This window comes from Glutamicibacter protophormiae, from assembly GCF_016894325.1.
GTDB classification, from domain to species: domain Bacteria; phylum Actinomycetota; class Actinomycetes; order Actinomycetales; family Micrococcaceae; genus Glutamicibacter; species Glutamicibacter protophormiae.
Window position 1 is genome coordinate 3,304,154 of record NZ_CP069806.1, and the last position, 25,380, is coordinate 3,329,533.

The 25,380-nt window shown below is 61.9% G+C and carries 26 protein-coding genes and 1 riboswitch; of the genes, 11 read left to right on the top strand and 15 right to left on the bottom strand.

All coding sequences use genetic code 11. The annotated features are described in order from the left end of the window. Window positions 1-230: 230 nt before the first annotated feature. The 4 genes from JQN66_RS15480 to JQN66_RS15495 all read right to left on the bottom strand — a co-directional run bounded on the left by JQN66_RS15480 (window position 231) and on the right by JQN66_RS15495 (window position 5,916). The gene (locus JQN66_RS15480) at window positions 231-2,339 is read right to left on the bottom strand and encodes an ABC transporter ATP-binding protein (protein ID WP_204675818.1); all 2,109 of its coding nucleotides are present in this window, start codon (window positions 2,337-2,339) and stop codon (window positions 231-233) included. Continuing rightward, on the bottom strand, window positions 2,340-4,073 hold the full coding sequence (locus tag JQN66_RS15485; protein WP_204675819.1) for an ABC transporter ATP-binding protein: 1,734 nt from the start codon (window positions 4,071-4,073) through the stop codon (window positions 2,340-2,342). 203 nt (window positions 4,074-4,276) lie between these two features. After that, a complete protein-coding gene (locus tag JQN66_RS15490) occupies window positions 4,277-5,167 on the bottom strand; it encodes a cytochrome c biogenesis CcdA family protein (protein ID WP_204675820.1) in 891 nt (296 codons plus the stop codon). Next, the gene (locus tag JQN66_RS15495) at window positions 5,167-5,916 is read right to left on the bottom strand and encodes a DsbA family protein (RefSeq protein ID WP_204675821.1); all 750 of its coding nucleotides are present in this window, start codon (window positions 5,914-5,916) and stop codon (window positions 5,167-5,169) included. The genes JQN66_RS15490 and JQN66_RS15495 overlap by 1 nt, the downstream gene beginning before the upstream one ends. 167 nt (window positions 5,917-6,083) lie before the next feature. Here JQN66_RS15495 and JQN66_RS15500 point away from each other — a divergent pair, with 167 nt between their 5' ends. From JQN66_RS15500 to JQN66_RS15520, 5 genes are all read left to right on the top strand, one after another. Beyond that, on the top strand, window positions 6,084-6,458 hold the full coding sequence (locus JQN66_RS15500) for a BlaI/MecI/CopY family transcriptional regulator (RefSeq protein ID WP_188947034.1): 375 nt from the start codon (window positions 6,084-6,086) through the stop codon (window positions 6,456-6,458). Continuing rightward, window positions 6,455-7,438 carry a M56 family metallopeptidase gene (locus JQN66_RS15505; RefSeq protein WP_204675822.1) on the top strand — a complete coding sequence of 328 codons (984 nt, stop codon included), beginning with the start codon at window positions 6,455-6,457 and terminating at the stop codon, window positions 7,436-7,438. The genes JQN66_RS15500 and JQN66_RS15505 overlap by 4 nt, the downstream gene beginning before the upstream one ends. A gap of 362 nt (window positions 7,439-7,800) precedes the next feature. Then, window positions 7,801-9,213 (top strand): alkaline phosphatase family protein, encoded by a 1,413-nt coding sequence (locus JQN66_RS15510; protein ID WP_239464046.1) that lies wholly within the window; start codon window positions 7,801-7,803, stop codon window positions 9,211-9,213. Between the two features lie 116 nt (window positions 9,214-9,329). After that, the gene (locus JQN66_RS15515) at window positions 9,330-10,571 is read left to right on the top strand and encodes a Fic family protein (protein ID WP_204675824.1); all 1,242 of its coding nucleotides are present in this window, start codon (window positions 9,330-9,332) and stop codon (window positions 10,569-10,571) included. A 121-nt stretch (window positions 10,572-10,692) separates the two neighbouring features. Then, entirely contained in the window at window positions 10,693-10,923 is a 231-nt protein-coding gene (locus JQN66_RS15520; protein ID WP_204675825.1) for a hypothetical protein, read from the top strand. Window positions 10,924-11,015: 92 nt separating this feature from the next. On the opposite strand, the gene JQN66_RS15525 is transcribed toward JQN66_RS15520, so the two are convergent. Both JQN66_RS15525 and JQN66_RS15530 read right to left on the bottom strand, forming a co-directional pair. Continuing rightward, window positions 11,016-11,579 (bottom strand): hypothetical protein, encoded by a 564-nt coding sequence (locus JQN66_RS15525; RefSeq protein WP_204675826.1) that lies wholly within the window; start codon window positions 11,577-11,579, stop codon window positions 11,016-11,018. 51 nt (window positions 11,580-11,630) lie between these two features. Further along, window positions 11,631-11,744: riboswitch (SAM riboswitch) on the bottom strand. 150 nt (window positions 11,745-11,894) lie between these two features. After that, window positions 11,895-12,545 (bottom strand): 4a-hydroxytetrahydrobiopterin dehydratase, encoded by a 651-nt coding sequence (locus tag JQN66_RS15530; RefSeq protein WP_204675827.1) that lies wholly within the window; start codon window positions 12,543-12,545, stop codon window positions 11,895-11,897. A gap of 180 nt (window positions 12,546-12,725) precedes the next feature. On the opposite strand from JQN66_RS15530, the gene JQN66_RS15535 reads away from it, so the two are divergent. Genes JQN66_RS15535 through JQN66_RS15545 form a run of 3 tightly spaced genes read left to right on the top strand, consistent with a single transcriptional unit; the run spans window position 12,726 to window position 15,030 of the window. After that, the gene (locus tag JQN66_RS15535; RefSeq protein WP_204675828.1) at window positions 12,726-13,262 is read left to right on the top strand and encodes a hypothetical protein; all 537 of its coding nucleotides are present in this window, start codon (window positions 12,726-12,728) and stop codon (window positions 13,260-13,262) included. Then, complete coding sequence (locus tag JQN66_RS15540; RefSeq protein WP_204675829.1) at window positions 13,262-13,717, top strand: DUF421 domain-containing protein; 456 nt, start codon at window positions 13,262-13,264, stop codon at window positions 13,715-13,717. Before JQN66_RS15535 ends, JQN66_RS15540 begins: the two co-directional genes overlap by 1 nt. Further along, window positions 13,714-15,030, top strand: a complete 1,317-nt coding sequence (locus JQN66_RS15545; protein WP_204675830.1) for an APC family permease — start codon at window positions 13,714-13,716, stop codon at window positions 15,028-15,030. Before JQN66_RS15540 ends, JQN66_RS15545 begins: the two co-directional genes overlap by 4 nt. Before the next feature lie 105 nt (window positions 15,031-15,135). Here the strand turns inward: JQN66_RS15545 and JQN66_RS15550 are convergent, their stop codons facing one another. The 6 genes from JQN66_RS15550 to JQN66_RS15575 all read right to left on the bottom strand — a co-directional run bounded on the left by JQN66_RS15550 (window position 15,136) and on the right by JQN66_RS15575 (window position 17,232). Then, window positions 15,136-15,456, bottom strand: coding sequence for a hypothetical protein (locus tag JQN66_RS15550; protein WP_204675831.1), 321 nt, complete (start codon window positions 15,454-15,456; stop codon window positions 15,136-15,138). 260 nt (window positions 15,457-15,716) lie between these two features. Beyond that, window positions 15,717-15,857 carry a hypothetical protein gene (locus JQN66_RS15555; protein WP_204675832.1) on the bottom strand — a complete coding sequence of 47 codons (141 nt, stop codon included), beginning with the start codon at window positions 15,855-15,857 and terminating at the stop codon, window positions 15,717-15,719. 237 nt (window positions 15,858-16,094) lie between these two features. Then, window positions 16,095-16,319 (bottom strand): hypothetical protein, encoded by a 225-nt coding sequence (locus JQN66_RS15560; RefSeq protein WP_204675833.1) that lies wholly within the window; start codon window positions 16,317-16,319, stop codon window positions 16,095-16,097. 182 nt (window positions 16,320-16,501) lie between these two features. Then, the gene (locus JQN66_RS15565; protein ID WP_204675834.1) at window positions 16,502-16,747 is read right to left on the bottom strand and encodes a hypothetical protein; all 246 of its coding nucleotides are present in this window, start codon (window positions 16,745-16,747) and stop codon (window positions 16,502-16,504) included. A gap of 26 nt (window positions 16,748-16,773) precedes the next feature. Beyond that, window positions 16,774-16,947: a hypothetical protein gene (locus tag JQN66_RS15570; protein WP_204675835.1), complete on the bottom strand. Its 174-nt coding sequence runs from the start codon at window positions 16,945-16,947 to the stop codon at window positions 16,774-16,776. An 18-nt stretch (window positions 16,948-16,965) separates the two neighbouring features. Continuing rightward, window positions 16,966-17,232, bottom strand: a complete 267-nt coding sequence (locus tag JQN66_RS15575) for a DUF7218 family protein (RefSeq protein ID WP_204675836.1) — start codon at window positions 17,230-17,232, stop codon at window positions 16,966-16,968. Between the two features lie 314 nt (window positions 17,233-17,546). On the opposite strand from JQN66_RS15575, the gene JQN66_RS15580 reads away from it, so the two are divergent. Then, window positions 17,547-18,443 carry an SDR family oxidoreductase gene (locus JQN66_RS15580; protein WP_204675837.1) on the top strand — a complete coding sequence of 299 codons (897 nt, stop codon included), beginning with the start codon at window positions 17,547-17,549 and terminating at the stop codon, window positions 18,441-18,443. Between the two features lie 64 nt (window positions 18,444-18,507). Here the strand turns inward: JQN66_RS15580 and JQN66_RS15585 are convergent, their stop codons facing one another. Beyond that, window positions 18,508-19,608, bottom strand: a complete 1,101-nt coding sequence (locus tag JQN66_RS15585; protein ID WP_204675838.1) for a hypothetical protein — start codon at window positions 19,606-19,608, stop codon at window positions 18,508-18,510. A 437-nt stretch (window positions 19,609-20,045) separates the two neighbouring features. Next, window positions 20,046-20,924, bottom strand: a complete 879-nt coding sequence (ku, locus tag JQN66_RS15590; protein ID WP_204675839.1) for a non-homologous end joining protein Ku — start codon at window positions 20,922-20,924, stop codon at window positions 20,046-20,048. Between the two features lie 162 nt (window positions 20,925-21,086). On the opposite strand from ku, the gene JQN66_RS15595 reads away from it, so the two are divergent. Both JQN66_RS15595 and JQN66_RS15600 read left to right on the top strand, forming a co-directional pair. Continuing rightward, a complete protein-coding gene (locus JQN66_RS15595; protein WP_204675840.1) occupies window positions 21,087-23,543 on the top strand; it encodes an ATP-dependent DNA ligase in 2,457 nt (818 codons plus the stop codon). A 38-nt stretch (window positions 23,544-23,581) separates the two neighbouring features. Beyond that, window positions 23,582-23,839 carry a DUF4235 domain-containing protein gene (locus JQN66_RS15600; protein ID WP_204675841.1) on the top strand — a complete coding sequence of 86 codons (258 nt, stop codon included), beginning with the start codon at window positions 23,582-23,584 and terminating at the stop codon, window positions 23,837-23,839. A 71-nt stretch (window positions 23,840-23,910) separates the two neighbouring features. Here JQN66_RS15600 and JQN66_RS15605 read toward each other — a convergent pair whose 3' ends face one another. Further along, complete coding sequence (locus JQN66_RS15605) at window positions 23,911-25,287, bottom strand: NAD-dependent succinate-semialdehyde dehydrogenase (protein ID WP_204675842.1); 1,377 nt, start codon at window positions 25,285-25,287, stop codon at window positions 23,911-23,913. Window positions 25,288-25,380: the final 93 nt, after the last annotated feature.

A 25,380-nucleotide genomic window follows, 5' to 3' on the forward strand; every position in this document is an offset into this window, starting at 1 on the left:
GTGATGTCAGCGTCTGTGCAAGCGTTTTTTAGTTTATGTGGCGATTTGCTAGCACAGCGTCAGGAATCAGAAATATTGCTACGTATATTTCGAGTATCAATACCTGTTTTTCCGCCCATCTGGCCTCCTTGCAATCTGCTGCGTTCCAACCACAGGTTCAAACAAAACAACGGCCGCGGTCGCGGAAGGAAAATCCTCCGCAGCCGCGGCCGTGGTTCACACCCGGAACTCTACGAGTCGAGCGCCCGTCCTGTCTCCGGCGCAGGTGCGCCGACCACCGGGACCCCGCCGGTGGCGGGAATCATCGAGGTATCCTCAGTGGCGTCGACGTCCTCGGCCGGACCGGAGAACTGCGACTGGTACAGGTTGTAGTACGCGCCCTTGGCGGCCAGCAGCTGCTCGTGGTTGCCCTGCTCCACGATGCGGCCGGCTTCCATCACCAGGATGGTGTCGGCATCGCGAATCGTGGACAGTCGGTGCGCGATCACGAAGCTGGTGCGGTCGCTGCGCAGCGCGGCCATGGCCTGCTGCACCAGCAGCTCGGTACGCGTATCCACCGACGAGGTCGCCTCGTCTAGGATCAGCAGCGAAGGGTTGGCCACGAACGCACGGGCGATCGTGATCAGCTGCTTCTCGCCGGCCGAGACATTGGTGCCTTCCTCGTCGATGACGGTGTCATACCCCTCGGGCAGCGCCCTCACAAAGCGGTCGACGAAGGTCGCCTTGGCGGCTTCGACGACTTCCTCGTCCGTGGCGTCCAGCCGGCCGTAGCGGATGTTCTCCATGATGGACCCGCCGAACAGCCACGCGTCCTGGAGCACCATGCCGACCTTTGAGCGCAGGTCCGCCCGGGAAAGGTCGGTCACGTCGATGTCGTCCAGCAGGATGCGCCCGGAGTTCAGCTCGTAGAAGCGCATCACCAGGTTCACCAGCGTGGTCTTGCCCGCGCCGGTCGGCCCCACGATGGCCACCGTATGCCCCGGGTCGGCCTCGAAGGACAGGTTCTCGATCAGCGGCTTCTCCGGGGTGTAGGAGAAGGTCACGTTCTCGAACGCCACATGGCCGTCGGTGCGCTCGGGCAGGGCAGTTGCGGCTTCGTCGGGATCCTGCTCCTCTGCATCGAGCAGCTCGAAGGTGCGCTCGGCCGAGGCGACGCCGGACTGCAGCATGTTCGCCACCCCGGCGATCTGGCCCAGCGGCTGGGTGAACTCGCGCGAGTACTGGATGAACGCGGTGGCGTCACCCAGGCTCATGGTGCCCGATGCCACCCGCAAGCCGCCCACCACGGCAATGCCGACGTAGGCCAGGTAGGACACGAAGTTCATGACCGGCATGATCATGCCGGAGACGAACTGGGCGCCGAAGCTTGCCTTGTACAGTTCCTCGTTGCGCGCGGTGAAGCGCTCCACCATGTCGTCTTCGCGGCCGAAGACCTTCATCAGCTCGTGGCCGGAGAAGGACTCCTCGATCTGGCCGTTCAGCGCACCGGTGTTCTTCCACTGCGCGGTGAACAGCTTCTGCGCCCGGGTGCCGATGATGCCGGCGGCCGCCGCGGACAACGGCAGCGCCACCAGTGCGATCAGCGCCATCTGCCAGGAGACCACGAACATCATGACCACGATGCCAATCACCGTCATGACCGACTGCACCAGTTGGCTCAGCGCCTGCTGCAAGGCGTTCTGGATGTTGTCCACGTCGTTGGTGACGCGGGAGAGCAGGTCGCCGCGCTGGCGGGTATCGAAGTAGTTCAACGGCAGGCGGTTGAGCTTGTCCTCGACATCCTTGCGCAGCTTGTAGACCACGCGCATCACCAGGCGGTTCAGCAGCCAGCCCGAAGCCCAGGAGAAGACCGAGGCGATGAAGTACATGGACAGCACGATCAGGATGTACTGCGACAGCTGCGTGAAGTCGATACCCTGGCCGGGCACGAAGTCCACCTTCGACAACATGTCCGCCTGCGTTCCCTGGCCGGAATCTCGCAGCTGCTGGATGATCACGTCGGTTGGCGTGCCCGCTGGAATATTCTTGCCGATCATGCCGGCGAAGATCACGTCCATGGCCTTGCCGAGGATTCTCGGCGCAATCACTGACAGCACGACATACACGGTGATCAGCGCGAACACGATCACCATGCCGAGCTTGTACGGAGACATCAGCCCGATCAGGCGTTTGGCCGAAGGCCAGAAATGCTGCGCCTTGCGGACCGGGGCGCCGCCGCTCCAGTCATCTGCACCGGCCGCCGCGTCGAATTCATCCACGGCCGCCAGCTCGGCATCCAGTTCGGCTTCCACGCCGGTGTTCGGTGACGGCGCGTTGTTCTTCGAGTGCTTTTTCGCCATTTAGGCCACCTCCTCCACGCTGAGCTGGGACGTCACGATTTCCTGGTAGGTTTCCGAGGATTCGAGCAGCTCCTCGTGGGTTCCCCTGGCCACGATCTCGCCGTGGTCGAGCACCAGGATCTGGTCGGCATTGGTAATGGTGGAGACGCGCTGGGCAACGATGATGACCGCCGCGTCCCGGGTAGGTTCAACCAGTGCCGCGCGCAGCTTGGCATCGGTGTTGACGTCCAGCGCGGAGAACGAGTCGTCGAAGAGATAGGTCTTCGGCTTGGCCGCCAAGGCGCGGGCGATGCACAGCCGCTGGCGCTGGCCGCCGGACACGTTCGTGCCGCCCTGGGACACGCCGGATTCCAGTTGGCCGTCGCGGTCAAGCACGAAGTCCTCGGCTTGGGCGACACGCAGCGCCTCCCACAATTCCTCCTCGCTGGCGTCCTGGGCCCCGAAGCGCAGGTTGCTGGCGATGGTTCCGGAGAACAGGTACGGACGCTGCGGCACCGCGGAAATGTTCCTGGAAATGGTCTCGCGGCCCAGCTGCTTCAGCGGCATGCCGCCCACCAGGATCTCCCCCTCGGTGGTGTCGTACAGCCGCGGGATCAAATTCAGCAGGGTGGTTTTGCCAGAGCCGGTGGACCCGATGATCGCGGTGGTCTGCCCCGGCTTCGCGGTGAAGGAGATGTTCGACAGCACCGGCGCTTCCGCGCCCGGATAGCCGAAGGTCACGTTCCGGAATTCGACGGTGCCAGGCTCGGGGAGCGGGGTGTCGTGCTCCCGGGCGTCGCGCATGCTCGGATCGGTGTCCAAGACTTCGCTGATGCGGTCCGCGGAGACCATGGCGCGCGGCACCATCATGGCCATGAAGGTGCCCATCATGACGGCCATCAGGATCTGCAGCAGGTACTGCAGGAATGCGGTCAGTGCGCCGATTTCCACGTCGCCGTTGTTGACGCGGTGTCCGCCGAACCACAGCACCGCGGCGGTGGACAGGTGCAGGATCATGGTGATCGCAGGGAACATCAGCACGAAGAGGTTGCCGACCTTGACGCCGAGGTCAGTCAGCTTCTGGTTGGCGTCCGCGTAGCGTTCGGTTTCGTGCTTCTCGCGGACGAAGGCGCGCACCACGCGGATGCCGGTGATCTGCTCGCGCAGCACGCCGTTGATCCCGTCGATGCGCACCTGCATCTCGCGGAACAGAGGCATGAGCTTGATGACGAGCAGCCCGACGACGATCAGCACGATCGGCACCGAGACCCAGACGAGCCAGGACAACCCCGGATCCTCGCGAATGGCCATGATCACGCCGCCCACCGACATGATCGGCGCATTGATCATGAAATTCAATGCCATCAAGGTCAGCATCTGGATCTGCTGGACATCGTTAGTGCCGCGGGTGATCAAGGTTGCGGCGCCGAACTTGTTGACGTCCTGGGCGGAGAAGGTGGACACCTTCTCGAACACTGCCTGGCGAATATCGCGTCCGATACTCATTGACGTCTTGGCGCCGAAGTACACGGCGGCGACCGCGGTGGCAACCTGGACCAGGGCCACGATCAGCATCAGGCCGCCGGTGCGCCAGATGTAGTCGATGTCCGCGTTGACCACGCCGACATCGATGATCTTGGCGTTCAGGCTTGGCAGATACAGCGTGGCCATCGTGGTGGCCAGCTGCAGGATTACGACCGCGGTAATCCATCCCGCATAGGGTTTCGAATGTTTCAGAATGAGCTTTAGAAGCATCGGGTTTGTCCTCGCTAGCATCGGACTCCCAGCCGCCTTGTCCCTCCGGGTTAAGGGCACGACGAAATAAGAGCGATTGCTAGTCTAACCCCACCTATCGACATGTGAAGTCATCCCTGCGATTGATTTTCACCAATTAGTTAAAACCCCCGGAATTCCGGGGAAAATCACACCTGATTTTACTGTGAGTTAGGCAATGGGAATTACCCCTGGCGGCCTTCCCGTTCGGCTTCGTCGAGCGCGGAATCCGCCTGCTCGACAGTCTCCCCATCAGGGTTCCTGCCACGTCGAAACCACAGCCAGAACACGACGGCGGCCAGGACCGCCAATGCCGCGACATCCACCAGCGGGCTCGACAGTGCGGCGCTGTTTTGCTGCAACCAGTCCTGCACCTCGAGCGGCACCAGCTGGGGAGCGGAAATCAGGCCATTGGTCAGCCAGAAGACCACCCCGACCACAATCAGCAGGATGCCAGTGGCCATCGAGATCACGTGCAGTTCACGCCCGAAGAGCTTCACGGTGCGCCCGCGCAGTTTGCTGCGGCCGCTCGCGCCAAGGCGGTTCCAGATCCGCGCCAGGATGAACATCGGCACCACCATGCCCGCGCCGTAGACGGCCAGAAGCACTCCACCGGAAACCGCATCGCCCTGGACCGCGGCGAGGGTGAGCATTGCCCCGAGGATCGGACCCGCGCAGAAGCCGGAGACGCCGCCCACGGCGCCCAAGGCCAGTGTCTTCAGCAAGCCCTTTCCCCCGCTGGCACGGTGCTGGAGCTTGGACATTCCAGGAATCCAGCGGGCCAGGTCGAACCCGACACCGAAAAAGTACAGGATACCCATGATGATGAGCATCAGTGCAGCAATGAGGACAATCAGATCTCGTTGGGTTGCGAGGAACAAACCCACCGCTCCCATGCCCAAGCCTGCGGGAACCAGCACCAATGCGAGACCGAGATAGAAAACCAGCCCGTGGATATAAAGGCGCGGCCCGCTGCCAACAGTGGAGGCGAAGAACGCCGGCAGCAGCAGCGCGCTGCATGGGCTGAGCAGCGCCAGCATTCCCCCGAGGAACGCCGAGAGCAGGCCGATATCCATTAGTTGGCGTCCTGAGCGGCCAGCGCGGACTCGATCTTGTCGATGAACACGTCCTTGGGCTGGGCGCCCATGACCGGCTCGCCGTCAATCAGGAATGCAGGGGTCGAGTAGACGCCCAGTTGCAGCCCGAGCTGCGCATTGCTCTCGATCACGGTTGCAGCTTCCTCCGACTTGAGGTCCTTGGTGAATTGTTCGGCGTCCAGTCCGAGCTCGACCGCGAGCTCGGTCAGCGACTTTTCGCTCAGCTCCGCGCCCTTGCGAATGGCGCTTCCGGCAAACAGTTCGTCGTGGTATTCCCAGAACTTGCCCTGTTTGGCAGCCGCATAGGAAGCCAGCGATGCCCGCTCTGAATCCTCGCCGAAGATGTTGACGTCGCGCCATTCGACGCGAACCTTGCCGTCCTTGGCGTAATCCAGGACCTGCGGGAGGGTTTCAGTCGACCACTTTGCGCAGAACTTGCACTGGTAATCGGAGAAGACCACGATCCCCACTGGAGCGTCGACCGGCCCGGCAGCCAGCAAATCGTCAGATGCGCGCAGCTCGAACTGGGCCAGATCCGGCATTTCCTCCGTTGCGCCGGTCTGCTCCCCCGGCTGTTGGATGGCCGGCTGGTCATTCGGTGCGGCTTGTCCATCGGGCTTGATATTTCCCAGATTCAGGGCCACGAAGACCAGTGCGGCGATGGCCACCAAGGCCAGGACCAGGCCGACCCACCGGCGTTTCGGCTTAGCCTCAGTCTGATTTTTCATGAGCTCTCCTTGATGTCCAGGCCCCGCGGATCCCGCGCCTGCCATAATTTACTATGAAGCATAGTCGACTATGTGTCATAGTAAATAAACGGCGTCCGGTCGCACCGATCAATGGGTGCTATCGTCGACCCACAGGACAACGTGAAATTCTCTTGGATCGGAGCGCAATGACTAGCGAGCCCCAGCGGCTGGGACCACTTGAATCCCAAGTTCTCGACGTGCTGTGGCAGGCCGGCTCGTGCACCATTCGGCAGATCATCAATCACCTTGAACGCGACTTGGCGTACACCACCATCGCCACCGTGCTGGGAAACCTTGAACGCAAGGAACTGGTCGTACCGCTGCGCGGCCAGGGCAAATCCGTCAGCTTCCGGGCCGTTGTCGGCCGTGAAGAGCATGCGGCGAGCGTGATGTCCCATGCGCTGGAGACCAGCGGGGACCGTGCAGCCTCCATGCGCTTTTTCGTTCAGTCGATGTCCGCCGAGGAAATCGAGCTGCTCCGGGGATTCCTCGACTCGCCCCAGCCCGGGACCGACGCATGACGGCGCTGGCCATCGCGCTGGTCTTGGCCGCCGGCCTGATTGCGCTGGGCGCATGGGGACCGAAGCTCATTCATGCCGCTGGACCGTCGTTCAGGCGCCGACCCCGGATGGCTGTCGGGCTGCTGGGAACCGGCATATTCCTCTGGATTGCCGCCGCCCTGTCGCTGGCCCCGCTGCTGGTCTGGGCAGGCACCGGCCCGCAGATCCTCCCGGACCGCGCTTCACAGATCTGCGTCAGCTGCCTGCAGGCGACCAACCCGTTCGCATCCGCCCAGCTGCCCTGGGCCCCTCCGGCGTTGCTGACCATTTCATTCTCGCTACTGGCCTTGGCCGGATTGCTCGCCATCGGTCTAGTGCGCTTGGTCCGCACCGAGCGCAGCACCGAACAGCTGTCCCGGGATCTTCACGCCCAGGGAGAGTCCCGAACCATTGCCGGAGCCAAGGTACTCGTCGTCTCGGATTCCCGACCGCTGGCCTTCACCTTTCCTGCACGCAAGGGTGGAATTGTCCTCTCCACGCAGACTTTGCAGCGGCTCGACGACAACGAACTAGCCGGGGTGCTTGCCCATGAAAAAGCGCATCTGTCCCAGCGGCACCATCTCACCAGCCAGATCCTCGAGGCATTGCCGCCGCTGGTACGTCGCATCCCGCTGGTTTCAGCCACGCTTCAAAGCATTGCGGAACTGCAGGAGATCGCTGCTGACAACGCCGCACAGCGTGAGGTCGGCACCGTCGCCTTGGCTTCGGCACTGTTGAAGATGGGTGGCGGTTCCGCTCCCTCCATGTCCGCTGAACGGCAAGGCGTGGCAGTGCTCAACGCCGCAGGATCCGGACGCATCCAGCAGCTAGTCGGCGCGCACGGCGGGAAGGTGAATTTCAGGCCTGCGCTTGCACTGACGCTCAGCTTCGCGTTGCTCGGCGCCGCATGGCTGGCGATCTCCACCCCCTACCTCCGTGCGCTGCTCCAAGGCTGCTGGTAGCCCGCCTGTTCACACAAGGCCGCCGCCGGTTCACAAGGCCTTTCGGGAAACGAGAGGTAGATTCACCAGCGCTTGAATGGACAAGAACTTAACTTCAATGGAACTTGTTCGAACAAGCCCCTTTTCACATTGTCACCGGGCCTGAAGTGGCTTCACTATGGTTTCGGCTCGCCGGGATTCCGACGGCCGCATCCCCCATTTTCACAAAATCTGGAGACCATACAGTGAAGTCATCCTCGCGCGTCCGCGCTTCAATTGCAGCCTCCGTTCTCGCTTTGGCCGTTGTCGCACCAACCGCGGCCACCGCATCACCGGCCCCCGCTCCCGAACCTGCGCCCGTGACGGCAAAGAAGTCGACCCCCGTGTACGAAGGCCTGCCGTCGGGCATCAACAAGAAGAAGACCCTGGTCATCGGCCTGGACGGCGCCGCACTGGCGCAGATCAACAAGAAGAACACCCCGAACATGGCGAAGCTGATCAGCGGCGGCCTGGTGTCCGAATCGAACCTGTACGCCAACCCGATGGCTCCGACCGTCTCCGGTGCCGGCTGGTCCACCATCGCGACCGGCGTATGGCCGGACAAGCACGGGGTGCCGGACAATTCCTTCTCCAATCCGAACTACGACCAGTACCCGGACTACCTGACGCGTTTGGAGACCGCTCGCGCGCAGAGCTCCACCCTGGTGGTCGGCACCTGGTCCCCGATCCCCGACATGGTGTTCGCCCAGGGAGCCGACCTGAAACTGCGCGGCGGCAACGACGCCGGCACCACCGCCAAGGTCGTGGACTACCTGTTGAACGGCAACCCTGACAGCACCTTCGTGCACCTGGACGAGATCGACGGCGCCGGGCACAGCAACGGCAGCGACTCCATCGCCTACACCCGCGGCCACAGGACCGCCGACCAGCAGATCGGCCAAATGCTGCAGGCCATCGAGCAGCGCAAAACCTACACCAAGGAAGACTGGGTCGTCATGGTCACTTCCGACCACGGCCACACCCCGGGCGGCGGCCACGGAGGCAGCAGCATCCGCGAACGCGCCACCTTCGTGATTGCCAACGGCAAGCAGTTCAAGGCCGGCACCGAACGCCACGACGTCAAGATCTCCGACATCGCTCCCACCGTGCTGAAGCACCAGGGCGTGCGCATCGAGGACGAGTGGAACCTGGACGGACAGAACATCAATTCCCTGAAGGCCGATGATTTCGACACCCTGCGTCCGCACCTGAAGAAGGCCAGGGACGAGGCCAAGCTCAGCGCGAAGACCAAGGGCTGGACCACCACCGCCCCCAGCGGCTGGACCATCGACAATTCGGCCATGCCGAAGGGCGGAGTGCGCGAATGGCGCGGCTGGTCCTTCACCACCGATGAGTTCTGGACCAACACGGATTTGAACCAGGGCCGCGAAACCAGCGTCCACAACCGCAACGTCTTCGCCGTCGCCGATTCGGACGAATGGGACGACAAGGCCCATGACCCAGGCCAGTTCGACTCCACTCTGATCAGCCCGGAGTACAAGGTCAAGGGCGGGCAGCGCGCCACCCTGGGCTTCGCCTCGAACTACAAGATTGACGGCCCGCAGTCCGGCGAGGTCTTCGTCAGTTTCGACGGCGGTGAGCCGGTCTTGGTGAAGTCCTACGACGAAAACTACAACGGGGTGGAGAGCATCCAGATCGATGTTCCGATGAAGGCCAAGAAAGCCCAGGTCTCCTTCCGCTACACCGGCACCAATTCGGCGTTCTGGACCATCGACCAGGTCTCGCTGAAGAAGTAGCCAGCATTCACCAACGTATGGCGCTAAGTGATAGTAAGAATCTTCCTTACTATCACTTAGCGCTCAAGTGATAGTAAGATGGGTTGGTAACTATCACTTGAGGAAGTGCAAAAGCCATGGAGTTCGAGCAGATCAACAGCTTCGTGGAGATTCCTGCCCATGCCTCGGAAACGCACCGCTGGCGCCCGCAACACCCCCAGATTTTCTCCAATGCACAAGTTTCCAGGCAGACCGGCGAATACCAATCAGCGATTATTCCGTCGATCTCCAACTGGTCACCCGATTTTTCAGCATCGCTAATGTCCGAACTCGAAGAAGCAAACGATGCCTTGCGCCTATTTGATGCCTATGCGTTCCTTTTGCTAGGGCAAGAGAACCCGGCACTCGGCCCTATGTCGAGCATTCTCCTGCGTACAGAAAGTGCTTCAAGCAGCCAAATCGAACAGCTTTCCACCTCCGCCCGGCAGCTAGCGCTCTGGGAGATCGACGAAAGTGAGAAATCCAATGCCCGCACAGTTATCGGCAATGTGCGGGCTATGGAAGCCGCGTTACTGCTCTCTGAAGAACTCAACGTCAGCAGCATTTTGTCCATGCATCACGAATTGTTGCGGCATCAAGACGATCTTGCGGACGAAGCGGGAAGGTTCCGACAAGAACTTGTATGGATTGGAGGCAAGGATTCTGCCGGGCCCCGCGGCGCCAGTTACATTGCGCCCCAGCATGAACTGATTTCAGGGGCGTTGGCTGATCTTGAAACGTTCATTCACCGTCAAGATCTACCCTCCCTCGTCCAGGTTGCCGTCGCGCACGCCCATTTTGAGAGCATCCATCCGTTTGTCGACGGGAACGGCAGAACCGGACGCGCCTTGGCCCACGCCATGCTTCGCCACCGCAAGGTGACCACCCATTCGACTGCGCCAATTTCAGCAGGCATCCTGAGGGACACCGCTGGCTATTTCGATGCGTTGACCGCCTATCGACGGGGCAACGCGTATCCAATCATCAAGATCTTCATCGATGCTTCGATCTACGCAGCGACGACGGGGCAAGTGCTGTTGCAGGCTTTGGCGGACGCGCTGGAAGATTCACGCAAACTGCTGGATGGTCTCCGGTCGAATTCGACTGCGTTCAAGGTGCTACCGCTGCTCATAGCTCAGCCAGTCATCAACGCCGGCTATTTGAAGGCCGCCCTGGACATTACAGACGCTGTCGCGCATCGTGCCATCGCTACCTTGGGCAATCGCGGGGTCCTGAAAGAGAAATCGGGTTTGCGAAGAAACCGTGTCTGGCAACACGACCAGATCCTGCGGATTCTGGATGACTACGCTGCGACGATTCGTCGAGACTCGGTGCATTAGACACAAGCTCCCGCCCTGGTTGAGTGCACCGAACAGTCAGGATAAAACCCTGCGATTTTCATATCCACTAGGGGATTTTCACTTCAAGGATCGGCTTATCGATGCAGAGTTAAGTGCCTACATGGCATCTTTCAACCAGCTGGCAAACCTCGCTGAAGAACTCATAAGCGATACTGCCACGCTCACCCGAAATTTCTTGGACGGGACCAACGATCCCGAAGTTGATTGCATCGAGGATAACGGTAGCGTCTCCTCCTTCGGCTGGGTGTCGGGCTGTGCCGACCACGAGGGTGTACCCAGCGGCTTCGAGATGGACACCGACGCCGATTCCAGCGAAACCGAGAAGACATAGGACCAACGCTATGCACCGGGCCCATGGGGTCGCCGGCACGGCGGGGCCAAGCTGCCACGGGACACCGTGACAGCTTGGCCCCGCCAGCATTCTCAGCTCATTTGCGGCACCGGGGCTGCGCTGATGAACTGCGCCAGGGCTACGCTGGGACGGGCAACAAGCATGAGCGGCGGAAATGCTTCCCATTCTTCGGGCACCAACTGGACGATATGTTCCGGATACGGCCGCTCAATGCGCTTGAAGCCGCCGCCCACGCCATCGGCTTTCTGCAGCTCGATATAGCTTTGTCCCCATCGCGGGTTGGGCGCAAGAACGCCCAGCCGCCGCAACCGCTGCTCCAGCCCATGCTCGCCAGCTGTTCCCACACAGCGCCGGCGGGCACTTTTCACCGCTTCGCCAAGCGACTCGTTGAGCGCCCAGTACAGTTCCGGAGTGAAACCGGCGGCGATCCACCGGGCAATGTACTCATCCACGTGATCGAAATTGTTGCCCAGCAAACCGGCGGCAAATTTAGAAGCCTCATATGCCTGGTATCCGGCCGATTGGAATTGCTTCTGGCCGCCAAAATTGGGGTAGCTCATGATGACGCTGCGCCACATTCGCTCCAACACGGTGCCTTCGGGACGATCCACCGAATACTTGCTGTTCTGGGTCATTGCTTCTCCCCCTTTTGTGGAGGATTCCCAACGCGCGCAGCGCCGGAAGAATCCACCGACTTACCCGAAACTTTTGTCCGAGTCAGTTCTTCCCCTGGGGCACCCCGCTCGATGAGGAGGGTTGCCGTGCGACCAGCCAGGTACTTCCCGTCGCAGCTCTTGAACTTGGAATAAAGCATATCCCGAGGCCACCGACATAATGGAGCCGGGTTCCGAACACGGCCGATCCGGCGCCCATGCCTTTGCAAGTACGGGCACCGGATCGCAGCCGATTCTACTGGAGAAATCCCCTCTTATCCCATTGTCGGCTCCGGGTTATCGGTCGGCCTCGGTGCAGATGCAGAATCGGTTCCCCTGGGCGTCGGTGATCACCGTGAAGGACGGCGCTTCCGCCGCATCGACGTGCGTCCCCGACGCTTCCAATTTCTTGAGTACCGGTTCGCTTTCCGAATGCGGAACCCAGATGTCCAGATGCAGGCGGTTCGGATTCGGCGTTTCCGTTTTCTGGAACCAGATGGCCGGACCGCGTCCATGCGGATCGGCAAGGCTGCCGTCCTCCAGCGCTTTATAGCCAAGTCCCGCAGCCCACTGCGCCGCGATAGCTTCCGGGTTGTCGGTGTCGATGGCAATCTCCACGGCACCGATCAAGTCGACCCGCGGCTTGGCGCCAAGGGCCTCGGCCCGTTCGGAGATCTTGCTGGCCAGCGCGATGTCGCGTGTGGTGACCTGCCCGCCGGCATCATGGGAGGTCGTCGTGACGAACACGCGGTTGTAGCGCCAGTCCACGTCGGGGTGGTGGTTGTCCATTTCGGCGGCACCCGCGATATCGCTGAAGAGCTCAATCGCGGCGGCCGAGGTCTTGGTTTCGAATACAGCGGCAATGGCACCGGGAATTTTACGCCAATGCGGCATTCCATTGAGGTACTCGTTGAGTTCTTCCTGGGCGATCACATCATTTGCAGACATGCGGTTCTCCTTTCTCCGGCAACCTTCCCACCCGTCGAGGCGAAGTTCAATGAAACTGCGCAGACTTCCAGAAACCGCGACGTGCTTGTGTACTGAAAGTGGCCTGTGAACCTTCATAGGCCCGAGACAATGTTCGGGTTCACGGCTAGCCTCAACGCACATGAGCACGAGGAGTTTTTGATGACTAACATCTACAACGCCAAAGTCTCTGATTCCACGCTGGCCGATGTCATTGACGCGGAGGCCCACAAGACGCGGCGCTTCCTGGGGCGAATCATCATTCTCGCCGCCGCGGGGGTCGTCCTTGCCGCGGCGCTCGGAGCGTTCGACATGGACACCAGCGCTGAACGATCCCAGAAGGGCGTGGACGTGAAGGTGGGCTACCCCGCAGTAGCCCGGGCAGGCAATGAGATCGATCTGGAAATCCTTGTCAGCTCAGAGGAACCGCTGCCAGAGACCTTTGCAATTCATCTCACCGAGGACTACTTGCTGTTCTTCGAGGACCTGGCCGTGTTCCCCGATCCCGAGTCGCAAAGCTCGGATGCGACCGGTGCCGTTGAATTCGTCGTCGCTCCGCAGCAGGAGGCGAGTCGGATGCTCGTCCGGATCAGCGGCAGGGCCTCGGATCGCTGGGATCTGCGCACCAGCGGAAATCTGCGAGTCCAGGCTGGTTCCACAACCGTGAATGTCCCGATCTCTACGTGGAGGATCCCGTAATGGAAATCGTTGTTCGCGCCGCCATCGCCTTTGTGATCCTGTGGCTGGTAACCCGCGCTGCAGGCCGTTCGACCTTGGGCGAGCTGAGCTCATTCGAGCTGATCCTGTTCGTGGTGCTTGGAGATTTGGTGCAGCAGGGCATCACCATGGAAGACCGTTCGCTGACCGGAAACCTGTTGGCCGTGCTCACCATGATCGTCCTGGCGGTCATTCTGTCCTATGCCAATATGCGTTGGCCCAAGGTCGGAAAAATTACCTTGGGCCGGCCCATCGTGCTGGTGCGCGACGGCATCATCGATCGGCGGGCACTCAACGGCGAGCGCATCGGCCTCGATGAGTTGAGCATGCTCGCCCGCCAGGCGGGAATCGAGAACTACAGCTCGATCAGGCTGGCCATCCTGGAGTCCAGCGGCAAGGTCTCCTTCTTCACCCAGGAAGCAGAGGCAAAGCCATGAGCTTGAATACCGAAAGCAAGCTGAAAAAGGGGATTACCGGACCCCTGCTGTATTTGTTCATTCTCGGCGACATCCTTGGCGCCGGCGTCTATGCGCTGGTGGGCGAAGTCGCCGCAGAAGCCGGTGGCGCCATCTGGGCACCGTTGCTTGTTGCCCTGGTCCTGGCCCTGCTGACTGCAACCTCCTACGCCGAACTGGTCACGAAGTACCCTAAGGCGGGCGGCGCGGCCATCTTCGCCGAGCGGGCGTTCAAGAAGCCGTTGATTTCTTTCCTCGTCGGGTTCTCCATGCTGGCGGCTGGGGTGACCAGTGCGGCGGGTCTGAGCATCGCCTTCGCCGGAGACTATCTCTCGGTGTTCTTCGAAGCGCCCACAATCCCGGTGGCACTGGTGTTTTTGGCCTTGGTCGCATTGCTGAATGCACGCGGCATCAAGGAATCCGTGCGTGCCAACGTGGGCATGACGGCCATCGAGCTTTCCGGCCTGATCCTGGTGATCGCCGTGGCAGCCATGTTCTTGGGCGGCGACAACGGGGATGCTTCGCGGCTCACCCAGTTCCCGGAGGGGACCACGCCGGCCGGCGCAATCTTCGCGGGCTCGTTGCTGGCCTATTATTCGTTCGTCGGCTTCGAGGTCTCTGCCAACGTGGCTGAGGAAGTCATTGACGTGCCCCGGGTCTACCCCCGTGCGTTGTTCGGAGCGTTGCTCACCGCCGGCGTGGTCTATATCGCGCTGGGCATCCTCACCGCCATCGCCATGGACCCCGGGGCGCTGTCCGGTTCCTCCAGCCCGTTGCTGGATGTCGTGATGGCCACTGGCGCGGGCATTCCCAACTGGTTGTTCAGCCTGGTGGCCTTGGTGGCCGTAGCCAACGGCGCGCTGCTGACAATGATCATGTCCAGCCGCCTGGCCTTCGGAATGGCGGAACAGGGGCTGTTGCCATCGGTTTTGGGTCGTGTGCTGCCCAACCGCCGCACCCCGTGGGTGGCGATCATCGGCACGACGTTCATCGCCATGCTGCTGACCGTGACCGGAGATCTGGCGACGTTGGCCAAGACGGTGGTCCTGTTGCTGCTGGTCGTGTTCACCAGCACCAACATCGCGGTGATCGTGTTGCGTCGGGACAAGGTAGAACACCAGCATTTCCGTGCGCCCCTCGTCATTCCGTATCTGGCGGTAGCTTCCTGCATCGTGCTGCTCATTCAGCAGGAGGGCGGGATTTGGTTGCGGGCGTTGGCGCTGCTGGCGTTCGGAACCATCCTGTATTTCGCCACCCGGTGGTTCTCCGGGCGGCAGGCGAGTCGCTCCGCCTAGGGCGCCGCGGAACCGGGGCCGGGAGGCCACGGCCAGCGCACGCTGCGCCGCGGAACTTCGGCATGAAAGGTCCGAAGGCCCGCAGCAGCTTCATGCCGTTCCCGACTAGATCTGGTCCGGGCTCTCACGGTTGTCCGGAAGGTTGACATGGCGCTCGTCATCGGTCCCGACATCTGCTGCTGCCTCCTGGTCGACCGCGGGTGCTTCATCCACGGGCCCGGGCAGGAGCGTTTCCGGGGTCAGCTGCAGCGGGTCGGCATCATGGGCGTCCAGGATCCGGTCCGCACCGCGCAGTGGGTCCTCGGCGTCCAGGCTCTGCGGTGCGTCCGAAGACCCTTCGGCAGGCTGGCTGTCCCGGCCGTCGAACGGCTCGTCGGCGTCCAGGTCGCGGCGTACATCGTCAAATTCGGCATTGTTCAGGGTCATGTTTTTACTCCTTGGTCGTGCGCGGGCATCGGAGCCGCTGACAGTCCCTCAACCGGCTCTTGCGCGGTGCAGGTCCGCCGGCGGTGGTGTTCCTCGGTGAGTTTCACCGTCATGGTCTCGAAATGCGCGTCGGGAGAGGCTAGCGCGTAGCGCGCGGGAAAGGTCGGAAGATCCGGGCGGAATACGTTGATCGCGGTAGCTGCGACCCATATTCCAGAGGACACGTCCGCAAAGACCAGCGAGCCGACCCGCCGTTGCAACTACAGGGTCTGCAGCTCGGTCCAGCGGAACGCGCTGGTGTGCCGCTGGATGAGCACGATGCTTTGCTCGACGGCCAGCTCCCCCGGGGTCCGCGCGTCATCGGTTCCCTCGCAATGGAAACCCTGGTCGTCTTCCAGCATCGTCAGGGTTCATGCGGGCTCGCCCTTCGTGTGCCCGGCACCCACCAGAATCACGCAGCCGCCAGGCGGGCAACACCCTGCAACATCACGGACGCTGCATTCACCATCGGCATGAGTTCCCGGCCGACCGTTCACGCCCACGCTGCTCACCTGTTCGGAAGGTGCTCCAGCAGGCAGTGCAGGTCGGCCTCGGGCGGCATCTTTCCGCTCATCCGCCGCCACGCTGGTGGACGGCCGTTATTCCTTGTTGTATTGGTCGTCGGCGGAGTTGTCCAAATCAGGATCGGGACCCTGGATAGGGTCAAGCTCCAGTTCCGGATCCGTCACTGTCTCCTGCCCGATACCCAAGTCTTCCGGTGTTTCCCCGGCTGGCCAGTTGTTCTCCACCACGTCCTTGTCCGGGTCCTTAATCCGATCTGCTGCGTGGCTAATGGCTTCTTTGGCCTTGTCTAGAAAACCCATGGTGTTGTTCCTTTCGCTGGCCACTGCCTGCTGGCAACGGCCTTGGTTCTTCCGATTATCATTGGCGGCCACAGCGAGTACAGGGTTAATCAGCTCCTGCCAGATTCCAGCCGGGAGGATCGTGAAGTCCGTGAGCCGTACTGGTTGACGGGCCCCGCCATATCCTGTGGACCGGTGCACCGCTAGCGTCCGTTGGCATCCGTCCCGCCGCGCCGGTGGTCCAGGCTGCTAGGTCCTTTCACTGCACGGTATAGGCCGTAGAGGAAGACCAGGACACCCCAGCCGACGACGATCCATAACGGTCCTGGTGAACTGTCTGGGGAAGCGAGAAGGGCGTAGATGGCGAAACCTGCCGCAATCAATCCACCGATGGCCATCAGCCAGATTCCTGGCCGTTTCTTATGCGATGCTGCCTGCTCGTACGACATGTGTTCCTCCCTGTAGTAGCTGATGGTTAACCAGCGTCGAATCGTTCGCCGTCTTCGACCGGGCCGTCATCGGTCGAGGTATTCCCAGAGATCTGGCCGCGCTGGGCCACTTGTTCGTCCTCGGCATGCTCCGGGTGCTTCCCTTGGCGGTCCGGCTGCGTGGTCCGTGCAGAGTCATCCGGGTTTCGTTTCTGATCCATCGAGTGCTCCTTTCAGGACTACGAGTTGCGCAACGCTTCGATCAATTCGGCCTTGCGCATTTTGGATCGGCCTTCGATGCCGATTTCACGGGCTTTATCCATCAGGTCGGTGACGTTCCAGTCCTCATAGCTGCCCGCCTTGCCACCTCGCTTGCCAACGGCCTCGCGACCGTCCCTGGCTGCCGCGTTGGCAATACGCGCCGACTTCTGCTTGGAGTTGCCTTCTTCGCGGAGCTCTTCGTACAGTTCCTCGTCCTTGATACGGCTGCCAGATGTCTTGACCATGAAAATCCTCCGTTTCCGGCATCGATCCCCGGGTGCGTCCGGATGGGGTCCGGGCTTGGAACTCACGCTAGCCACGATTGCCGGACACCGAAAGACCCCGTTCCCGGCTTTGCGGGAAAACCCAGACTTCGCAAGTAGCACACAGTACGCATCGGACGCCGGACGCTGAATTGAACCCGTGAGAAAGCTGATCCTTACCGTCAAACGCCCTGCAGGGGTTTATCAAGCACACGGTGAGGCGAACACTGGCCTCGTACCGCACGAGGCACCAATGGCATAGGCCGGTGCCTCTTGGAACTCCGGAAGGACTCTTCATGACCGAGAAATCCCAGCCAGAACACACTGAACCCGTGAACAAGGAACGCATCAGCCCTCCAAAGCAGCGCCAGCCCGAACCAGGCCTGGACAGTGAGCTGACTCCGCAGGCAGACCACGGCGAGCGCAGCTACCAGGGCCGCGGGCGGCTGGAGGGCAAGCGCGCGTTGATCACCGGCGCAGACTCCGGGATCGGGGCGGCAGTGGCCATCGCCTTCGCCCGCGAAGGGGCCCAGGTCGCCTTGGCCTACTTGCCGCAGGAGCAGCGCGACGCGATGAGCGTCGCCTCGGTTCTCGAAGACGCTGGTGTGGAAGTCCACCACTTCCCGGGCGACCTGCGGAACCGCGAGTACCGCCGCGGACTGGTGGACGATGCTGCCGCCGTTCTCGGCGGGCTGGACATCCTGGTGAACAATGCGGGCAAGCAGATCAGCGTGGAATCTCTGGAGGAACTCAGCGATGAGCAGGTTGAAGCCACTTTTGACGTGAACATCTTCGCGATGTTCTCCCTGAGCCGGGCCGCCCTGAAGGTGATCGGTGAAGGCGGCTCGATTATCAACACGACCTCCATCCAGGCGTTCGACCCCTCGGCCCACCTGATGGACTATGCGGCCACCAAGGCCGCGATCAGCAATTTCACGAAGTCGCTGGCCGAACAGGCGGCACCGAGAGGCATCAGGGTCAACGCCGTGGCCCCGGGACCCATCTGGACTCCGTTGCAGCCATCGGACGGCCAGCCCATCGAGGCGCTGCCCGAGTTCGGACACGATACCTGGTTGGGTCGGGCCGGGCAGCCCGTCGAAGTCGCCCCGGCGTATGTCTTTCTCGCCAGCGACGACGCTTCCTATGTGGTCGGTTCCACCGTGCATGTGAACGGCGGCAAGAACCAGCCATAGGAGCAACCCATAGAAGAAGCGCGGGTGCCAGCCGGTCGGCTGGCACCCGCGCTTCTTTTCTTGCCTACAGTTCGTCCACGTTATCCAGAGTGAGATTGCGGCGCTCGTATTCGCGCTGGCTGAAGGTCGCGCGTTGCACCGACTTCACATCATCGAAGCTGGAGCCAATGGCGCCGCCTAGTGTTCCCAGCGAGGCCGCGAGCCATGCGAGATTCAGGTACTCCGTAATCGACACCTCATGGCCCAGCTGCGAGGCAAGGAACTCCTGGTCGATCACCACCAACGACGCCACCAGCAGCGTCAGGAACAGCAGCACATACATGGCCGCAGCGGCCAAGGAGACCGTCAGGACCGTGGCCACGTTGTAGATGAGCATGCGCTCCTTGCGTCGATGCCCGCGGGGCTTTTCCCACAACCTGTTATGGAACAGAAGCCAGAGCGAGAGCGTGGCAATGCTGGCCAGCGTAATGAACCCCAGCCTCGCGCTGGATAGATAGTCGGACATCGACCAGATGCTCGTATAGAACACGCCGAAGGCTCCCGTGGCCGCCGCACCCGCCATGGCGGAAGACAATTGCGGTACGAGGCGCCAAGGGCGGTTGATCCGGATCATCCCCAGAGTGAGCAGCACCCGCCCCCGGAATCCCTCGATACTGTCAATCCGGGAAGCCCCTTCCTCCCCGGCACGCAGACTTCCACGCACGCTCAGAGCCTTCCCCAAGGTTGACGGGGGTGCGTCTGGAACATCCCCGGTGGCCAGCTCGCGCAGAATTTCACCCAGGGAACGAGCGACAGTTTTCAAGGTGGCCAATCCCAGGGTGGGCAAACTCAGGGTCGCGGTACCGTGCTCCGGGCTGAGGACCGACCGCACCGGGCGGTCTTGCTCATAGTGCGGGGCATCCGTGAGATAGATGATGTAATCCCACGTGTATTTCTCCCGAAGCCGCGGGATATTATCGTTCAGGATCACGCTGCCCGACTCGCTCAGCGGCAAGCTCATCGGATCGATCATGACCTCCCAGTTGAATTGCCGCTCCTCGTCATGGTTGAGCTGTTTTTCCAGTCGCTGGTGCACCTTGTTGGCCATCCGCTGGGCGATGCCCTGATCGGCGATCAGGCCCACCACCTTCACGGGTCTGGTATCTTCGTTCCCGCGCTCGTCCATGAGTTGTCCCCTTTCACTGCCTGCTGCACCCTGTCTATCTGCCTCACCGTAGGCAGTCGCTTCGGCCCTTCCAACCAGCGCACAGCCCGCTTGCAGGTTCACCGGCCTCACGACTGCCGGGACACCTGCAACCGGGCGCAAACGTTGACATCCAGCTCCAACGCGAACCCCTTCGCGACGTGGGCTGGAGCGTGGGGAATCGCCGGGTTCGCACGAACTGCGAGGCTTGTCCGCTGAAGAAAAGACACAGCTTGGACATCTTCCCAGAGGTCTCAGGATGCCACTGGTCCCGGTCAGGATCACGCGCGCCGGGAAGCGGAGAGGGAGTGGCTCCCGGTACCTGACCTAGGCCGCGGTCGGCCGGACCGAAAATGCACGGCATGCTCCAAACGAAGCAGGAGCGCTGCGTCATGGTTGCCGCCAAACAGGGACCCAGCTCAGGCGGACTTCTTGGAACGGGAGGAAGCCTTCTTCGGGCTCGCCAGGGAGGCGTCCTGCTTCCGTGTCCGGGACCCGGATTTGCGGTCGGAGGACTTGCCGGTTGCGGCGATGCTGCGTTTCAGTGCCTCCATCAAGTCCAGCACGTCCTCTTCATCGCCGGAGGGCAAGCTCCCGAAGGTCGCTTCGGTATCCAGATCATCGCCCTGCTCGATCTTGGCGTCAATCAGCTGCCGCAGCTGGTCCTGGTAGTTGTCCTCGTAGCCTTCCGGATCGAAGTCCCCGCTGTAGGATTCCACCAGCGCCGCGGACATCTTCAGTTCCTGCGCACTGATCCGCACCGATTTTTCCGGTTCGGCGAATCCTTCGTCCCGCAATTCATCGCTCCACATGATCGACTGGAGCACCATGGCCTTGGACCGGACACGCAAGACCCCGAGCCGCGTTTTCTGACGCAGCGCAAATCGCACCACCGCGAGTTTGTCGGTCTCATCCAGGGTGCGCTGCAACAGCTCGTAGGCCTTGGGGGACTTGGAATCAGCCTGGAGGTAGTAGCTTTTCTCCAGCATCAGCGGATCTAGCTGCTCGCCCGGGATGAACTGGACCACTTCGATCTCGCGGCTTTTCCCGGCCGGCAGCACCTCCAGATCCGCCTCCGTGAGCACCACCGTACGTTCCCCGTCGTCATAGGCCTTGTCCAGGTTCTTGTACTTGATCTTCTTTCCGCATATTTCGCAGCGCCGTTCGTACTTGATACGCCCGCCGTCCGCCGCATGCACCTGATGCAGGTTGATGTCGTGGTCCTGCGTGGCGCTATAGGCCTTGACCGGGACATTCACCAGGCCAAAGGCGATTGATCCAGCCCATATTGCTTTCATAGGCTCAGTGAAGCACCGCCCGCGCACCAGCGGCAGGGGACGGGAGATCTTGCCAGCGGGTATCAAGGTCTGCTCCGGGCAAGCGCAAAGCTCCCTAGGAACGGTGGATTCCGCGGCCGCAAAGAGGAAAGTTGGTAGCCAACATCAAGGGAAGGGGTGAAGATGGCTCGCAAGGATCACAGCGCCGCTGTCGGCGGACACACCCTGAAAGTCAGCAACCTGGACAAGGTCCTGTACCCGGAAACGGGAACCACCAAAGGCGAAGTCATCGACTACTTGCAGCGTGTGGCACCGGCACTGCTGCCGCATGCGGCATGGCGTCCGGCCACCAGAAAACGCTGGGTGGATGGCGTAGGGACTCCTGATCGTCCGGGCAAGGTCTTTTTCCGCAAGGATCTTGAAGATACCGCGCCCAGTTGGATTCCCCGCGCCCAGTTGAAGCACAAAACCCATTCCAATACCTACCCCTTGGCAAACGATGCAGCTGTGCTGGCGTGGTTCGGCCAGGTCGCGGCCCTTGAGGTCCACGTTCCCCAATGGCGCTTCGACACCTCCCTGGAGCAGCAGAATCCCGATCGCCTGGTGCTGGACTTGGATCCGGGTCCCGGCGCGGGACTGGCCGAATGCGCCGAAGTCGCCCTGCTCTGCCGCGACATTCTTGATGGCATGGACCTTCAGTCCTATCCGGTCACTTCAGGTTCCAAGGGAATCCACCTGTACGCCGGGCTGGATGGCACCTCCACCTCCGAAGAAGTCAACGAGGTCGCCAAGGAACTGGCCTCCTCCCTGGAGAGCAAGCATCCGCAGCTCGTTGTCGCAAACATGAAAAAATCCCTGCGCGAAAACAAGGTACTGGTGGACTGGAGCCAAAACAACGCCTGTAAAACCACCGTCTGCCCCTATTCCCTGCGCGGCCGCGCGCATCCGATGGTGGCGGCCCCGCGCACCTGGGAAGAAATCGAGTCTTCCGATCTGCAGCAGCTGGACTTCCACCAGGTGCTGGACCGGCTGGCGGACGGCATAGATCCGCTCAAGGGTCTGGCCTGGCCATGGGAACAGGATGCGGATCGACTCTCGGCCTACCGTTCCAAACGCAATGCGAAGCTCACCCCGGAACCTGTTCCCGATCTGCCAGAGAACTCAAGCACACAGGAAGCAGCAGATCCAGCAGCGGGAGATCCGGTGTCCTTCGTAATCCAGGAACACCATGCCAGCCGGTTGCACTGGGATTTCAGGTTGGAGCACGAAGGGGTTCTCGTCTCGTGGGCCGTGCCGAAAGGGCCGCCCCTGCAAAGGGGAATCCAGCGGCTTGCGGTCATGACCGAAGACCACCCGCTGGACTACCAGACCTTCGAGGGAACAATCCCCAAGGGGCAGTACGGAGCCGGCAAGGTGGCGATCTGGGATGCAGGCGAATGTCGCATCGAAAAGTGGCGGGGCAGCCAAGAGATTATTGCGGTGCTCTCCGGACGCGAGGACGGAGGACTCGACGGCATACCGCGGCGCTTCGTGCTCATCCATACCCCGGGCATGGGCGATGAAGACCATTGGCTGCTGCAGCTGGCCAAGGAACAGCCTTCGGGCAGTTCTTCCGCACCGGGAGTTCGCTCCGAGGATGAGCTCCTGGCCGATATTCCACAGCCCATGCTTGCCAGCTCCGGAAGGCCGGAAGACATCATCGAGGGAGACGACTGGTGCTTCGAAATGAAGTGGGACGGCTACCGCGCCCTGGCCAAGGTGGAGGACGGGGCGGTGAAGCTGGTCAGCCGCAACGGCAACGACATGACCGAAGATTTCCCGGAACTGCAGGAACTCGCGGTGCTAGCTCCCGAAGGATCTATCCTCGACGGGGAAATTGTCGCCCTGGACGGCTCGGCACGGCCGAGCTTTTCACTGCTCCAGCAACGGGTGTCGCATCGACATAAGAAACGGCTGCGGCAAGCGCAGGCCATCAAGCTGAATTTCATGCTTTTCGATGCCCTGCAGCTTCCCCGCAGTAAGGGCGGAAAGCCGCAGAACCTGATCCGGGAACAGTACGTCGACCGCCGGAAATACCTGGAACATGCGGTCTCGGACGGACAGCACGTCAAGGTGCCCCCAGCGCACACCGGCCCCACCTTGAAGGCGGCGCTGAAAACGAGCCTCGATCTGGGCTTGGAAGGTGTGCTGGCCAAGGAATGCACCGGTGACTATGAACCAGGCCGGCGCAGCGGCAGCTGGATCAAGATCAAGCACCTGCTGGATCAGGAAGCTGTGGTCATCGGCTGGACCAAGGGACAGGGCAGCCGCGCAGCGAGTGTCGGGTCGCTGCTGCTGGCCGTCCCAGTTGGCGACGGTCTGGAATTCATCGGCCGGGTCGGAACGGGATTCTCGGATCTGCAGCTGGAGGAAGTCCGGGATCGTATGGAGAAGGCCGAACGCAAGACGCCGCCGGTCAAGCACATCCCCGCCCGGTTCCAGCGCGATGCGCGCTGGGTGACACCAAAATACGTGGCGGAGGTCCGCTACAGCGAACTGACACAAGACGGGCGGCTCAGGCATCCGGTCTGGCGCGGTTGGCGCGAGGACAAGGACCCTGCCGAGGTGCGCTGGGAAGGACCCGGCGCGCCATTCAAATAAGCGTCACAAGCAATGCATGACAACGAAAGGTAAAAATTATGAACATCCTGGTCAAGCTCTTCGGTACGGCTGTCTCCCTTGCCGCCGGCTGGGTCGGTACCAAGCTCGTGAGCACCATCTGGAAAAAGGCCACCGGTGATCTTCCTCCGACCCTGGCCAACCCCGAGCAGCAGCAGCAAGAAAAGCTGGGCAAGGTGCTCACCTTTGCCGTGGTCTCCGGCGCCAGCGCCGCAGTGATCCAGGCCGTGACCAAACGCTGGACGCGGGGTCTGGAGGACAAGGTCCGGGCGCACTAACGCATGGATAAAAGGCGGTGGCGTTTCCGGTCCGGAAACGCCACCGCCTTCATGGAAGGACGGGAATCTGGCTACCGGTTGGAAACCTTCACCAGCTTGCGGTTGATGAATTCCTCCATCCCGTACTTGCCCAGTTCGCGCCCGATCCCCGAACGCTTCACGCCGCCGAAGGGCAGCTCGGCGGCCGATCCGGACGGTTCATTGATGGATACCATGCCGGCCTGCAGCTGCGCTGCAATGCGGTGGGCGCGCTCCAGGTCCTGGGTGTGCACCGAAGCGCCCAGGCCGTAGTCGCTGTTGTTGGCCAGGGCAATCGCTTCCTCTTCGCCGTCCACCTTGTAGAGCACCGCAACCGGGCCGAAGAGTTCCTCGGAGAAGGCACGCATCTGCGGCGTGACATCCGCCAGGATGGTCGGCTCGAAATAGGCGCCGTCGCCGGTCACCGGCTTCCCGCCGGCCAGCACCGTCGCTCCCTTGGCAATGGCGTCCTCGACCTGGGACGCCAGCCCGGACTGCGCTGCCGCCGAGGACAAGGGGCCTAGGAAGGTGTCCTTCTGCGTCGGGTCCCCCGACTTGATGCCGGCGACCTGCTCAGTCAGTGCCTGGGCAAACTGGTCGTAGACCGAGGAATCGACAATGAACCGCTTGGCCGCGTTGCAGGCCTGTCCGGTGTTGCCGAAGCGGGCCCGCATGCCCAGCTTGGCGGTGCGCGCAATATCGGCGTCCGGAAGCACGACAAAGGGATCCGATCCGCCGAGTTCCAGCACAACCTTCTTCAGGTTGCGTCCGGCGATTTCCGCCACGGCGGAGCCTGCGCGTTCCGATCCGGTCAGCGAAACGCCCTGCACCCGGCGGTCGGCGATAACGTCAGCGACCTGGTCATTCGTGGCAAAGATATTCACGTACAGGCCCGCGGCGGCGCCGGCGTCCTTGAAGATCTGTTCCATGGCGAGGGCCGACTCCGGGCATTGCGGAGCGTGCTTGAGCAGGATGGTGTTGCCGATCATCAGGTTGGGAGCCGCGAGCCGGGCCACCTGGTAGTACGGGAAGTTCCACGGCATGATGCCCAGCAGCACACCCACCGCTTCCTTGCGGACCACGGCGGTGCCGCCGCTGGCGACCTCCAGTTCCTCGTCCTCCAGGAATTTCGGACCGTTCTTGGCGTAGTAGCGGTAGATGGAAACGACCAGCCCGATTTCGCCCAGGGACTGGCTGATGGGCTTGCCCATTTCCCGGGTGATGATGGCGGCCAGCTCCGCGGCGCGCTCCTCGTAGATGTCCGCGACTTTTTCCAGCAACGCCACACGCTGTTCCAACGCGGACCGCGACCAGTCCGCATAGGCGGCATCCGCGGCAGCCAGCGCTTCCTGGATCTGCCCGTCGGTGGCGGTGGGGTAGGTTGCCTCGACAACTCCGGTCGCCGGGTTGGTCACTGCATACTGGCTCATGATGCTCCTTGCTGACGTTGGCTGCGCTCGGATTCCCGAGCTGTGTTCCCCAACCAGCGTTCCATGTTCAGGCAAGAAGAGACAGCTTTCCGG